Origin of the sequence: Agromyces mediolanus, from assembly GCF_014648575.1 — a bacterium.
Lineage (GTDB): Bacteria > Actinomycetota > Actinomycetes > Actinomycetales > Microbacteriaceae > Agromyces > Agromyces mediolanus.
Genome location: NZ_BMRJ01000010.1, coordinates 1 through 3,586, shown reverse-complemented (window position 1 = coordinate 3,586; position 3,586 = coordinate 1). Strand labels below are relative to the sequence as shown.

The following is a 3,586-nucleotide window of genomic DNA, read 5'->3' as shown; positions in this document are numbered from 1 at the left end:
CCTAGTACGCCTCAGCGTTGTTTCGGCAGCGTGGGGGTTGGAACGGTTGGGGCTGGCCGGGCGGGTACGTGCACGCTGTTGGGTCCTGAGGGACCGGGCGCAACCCCTTTTTGGCTTTGCCTTGGGGGTGGCTGGTTTCTTGCAGGCCTCTGCCGATGCTCACTGTGGTGGGCGGGTGTGGGGGTGCTGTTCGTCTGTTGAGAACTACATAGTGGACGCGAGCATCTTAGATTGACGCTCTTTCGGGAGTGTCGATCACAAAGATTCGTAGGACGTGCCCTTTTGGGGGTGCGTTCGACTAATCATTGGTCACCGCCGGCCCTTCGGGGTTGGTGGTTTCTGAACTCATGTGATTTCAAGTTTCTAAGAGCAAACGGTGGATGCCTTGGCATCTGGAGCCGAAGAAGGACGTCGTAATCTGCGATAAGCCTCGGGGAGCTGATAAACGAGCTGTGATCCGAGGATTTCCGAATGGGGAAACCCCGCCAGGCCCTTTGGGTGACCTGGTGACTCCCGCCTGAATATATAGGGCGGGTAGAGGGAACGTGGGGAAGTGAAACATCTCAGTACCCACAGGAAGAGAAAACAACAGTGATTCCGTAAGTAGTGGCGAGCGAACGCGGATGAGGCTAAACCGGTCATGTGTGATACCCGGCAGGGGTTGCATGGTCGGGGTTGTGGGACCTTTCGGGCTGTTCTGCCGGACAGCCACGGTGACGCGTCAGGTATAGACGAACCGCATTGAAAGGCGGACCGGAGTGGGTGTGAGTCCCGTAGTCGAAATGCCTGGCCGGCCGGAGAGGGATCCCAAGTAGCACGGGGCCCGAGAAATCCCGTGTGAATCTGTCAGGACCACCTGATAAGCCTAAATACTCCCAGATGACCGATAGCGGACAAGTACCGTGAGGGAAAGGTGAAAAGTACCCCGGGAGGGGAGTGAAATAGTACCTGAAACCGTTTGCTTACAAACCGTCGGAGCTCCCGTGTTGGGGTGACGGCGTGCCTTTTGAAGAATGAGCCTGCGAGTTAGTGATCTGTGGCGAGGTTAACCCGTGTGGGGTAGCCGGAGCGAAAGCGAGTCTGAATAGGGCGATTCAGTCGCAGGTCCTAGACCCGAAGCGAAGTGATCTATCCATGGCCAGGTTGAAGCGACGGTAAGACGTCGTGGAGGACCGAACCCACTTAGGTTGAAAACTGAGGGGATGAGCTGTGGATAGGGGTGAAAGGCCAATCAAACTTCGTGATAGCTGGTTCTCTCCGAAATGCATTTAGGTGCAGCGTTGCGTGTTTCTTGCCGGAGGTAGAGCTACTGGATGGCCGATGGGCCTCAACAGGTTACTGACGTCAGCCAAACTCCGAATGCCGGTAAGTGAGAGCGCAGCAGTGAGACGGTGGGGGATAAGCTTCATCGTCGAGAGGGAAACAACCCAGACCACCGACTAAGGTCCCTAAGCGCGTGCTAAGTGGGAAAGGATGTGGAGTTGCACAGACAACCAGGAGGTTGGCTTAGAAGCAGCCACCCTTGAAAGAGTGCGTAATAGCTCACTGGTCAAGTGATTCCGCGCCGACAATGTAACGGGGCTCAAGCACGCCACCGAAGTCGTGGCATTCATACAATCGATAGGCCTTCGTGGTCCAGTCGTGTGGATGGGTAGGAGAGCGTCGTGTGCCGGGTGAAGCGGCGGTGGAAACCAGCCGTGGACGGTACACGAGTGAGAATGCAGGCATGAGTAGCGAAAGACGGGTGAGAAACCCGTCCTCCGGAAGACCAAGGGTTCCAGGGTCAAGCTAATCTGCCCTGGGTAAGTCGGGACCTAAGGCGAGGCCGACAGGCGTAGTCGATGGACAACGGGTTGATATTCCCGTACCGGCGAAGAACCGCCCACACCAATCCAGTAATGCTAACCATCCGAACTGTCACATCGTTCCCTTCGGGGGACACCGTGGCGGGGAGCATGGGACCCGGTCTGGTGCGGTGAGCGTATTAACAGGTGTGACGCAGGAAGGTAGCCCAACCCGGGCGATGGTTGTCCCGGGGCAAGCGTGTAGGCCGAGTCGTAGGCAAATCCGCGACTCATTACGGCTGAGACGTGATGCGGATAAAAAGTGGGTGATCCTATGCTGCCGAGAAAAGCATCGACGCGAGGTTCTAGCCGCCCGTACCCCAAACCGACTCAGGTGGTCAGGTAGAGAATACCGAGGAGATCGAGAGAATCGTGGTTAAGGAACTCGGCAAAATGCCCCCGTAACTTCGGGAGAAGGGGGGCCGGATCGTTGTAGGCACTTGCTGCCGAAGGCGTGAAGGCCGCAGAGACCAGTGGGAAGCGACTGTTTACTAAAAACACAGGTCCGTGCGAAGACGCAAGTCGATGTATACGGACTGACGCCTGCCCGGTGCTGGAAGGTTAAGCGGAACGGTTAGCTCTTCGGAGCGAAGCTGAGAAGTTAAGCCCCAGTAAACGGCGGTGGTAACTATAACCATCCTAAGGTAGCGAAATTCCTTGTCGGGTAAGTTCCGACCTGCACGAATGGCGTAACGACTTCCCAGCTGTCTCAACCGCGAACTCGGCGAAATTGCAGTACGAGTAAAGATGCTCGTTACGCGCAGAAGGACGGAAAGACCCCGTGACCTTTACTACAGCTTGGTATTGGTGTTCGGTGTGGCTTGTGTAGGATAGGTGGGAGACTTTGAAGCGGGCACGCCAGTGTTCGTGGAGTCATTGTTGAAATACCACTCTGGTCACTCTGGATATCTAACTTCGAACCGTGATCCGGTTCAGGGACAGTGCCTGGTGGGTAGTTTAACTGGGGCGGTTGCCTCCCAAAGAGTAACGGAGGCGCCCAAAGGTTCCCTCAACCTGGTTGGCAATCAGGTGGCGAGTGTAAGTGCACAAGGGAGCTTGACTGCGAGACTGACAGGTCGAGCAGGGACGAAAGTCGGGACTAGTGATCCGGCAGTGGCTTGTGGAAGCGCTGTCGCTCAACGGATAAAAGGTACCTCGGGGATAACAGGCTGATCTTGCCCAAGAGTCCATATCGACGGCATGGTTTGGCACCTCGATGTCGGCTCGTCGCATCCTGGGGCTGGAGTAGGTCCCAAGGGTTGGGCTGTTCGCCCATTAAAGCGGTACGCGAGCTGGGTTTAGAACGTCGTGAGACAGTTCGGTCCCTATCCTCTGCGCGCGCAGGAAATTTGAGAGGATCTGACCCTAGTACGAGAGGACCGGGTTGGACGAACCTCTGGTGTGCCAGTTGTTCCGCCAGGAGCACCGCTGGTTAGCTACGTTCGGGATGGATAACCGCTGAAAGCATCTAAGCGGGAAGCCGGCCTCAAGATGAGATTTCCATCCCCTTCGGGGGGAGAGGCGCCCAGCCAGACGACTGGGTTGATAGGCCAGATGTGGAAGCACCGCAAGGTGTGCAGCTGACTGGTACTAATACGCCGATAACTTGATAATCACTATCTACATCAACGTTTGCAAAAGGCACGATGTAGAGCCCGATGACTCGCGTCCACTGTGTGGTTCCCGACAGACGAACCAAACACCAAATTGAACAGAGCAACGCTCGAACGATTTCCCCACCA

1 rRNA gene is annotated in these 3,586 nt (G+C 56.2%); it reads left to right on the top strand.

The window, feature by feature from the left end:
- Nucleotides 1-353: 353 nt before the first annotated feature.
- Nucleotides 354-3,458 (top strand): 23S ribosomal RNA (locus IEY71_RS18225).
- The last annotated feature ends 128 nt before the right edge of the window (nucleotides 3,459-3,586 follow it).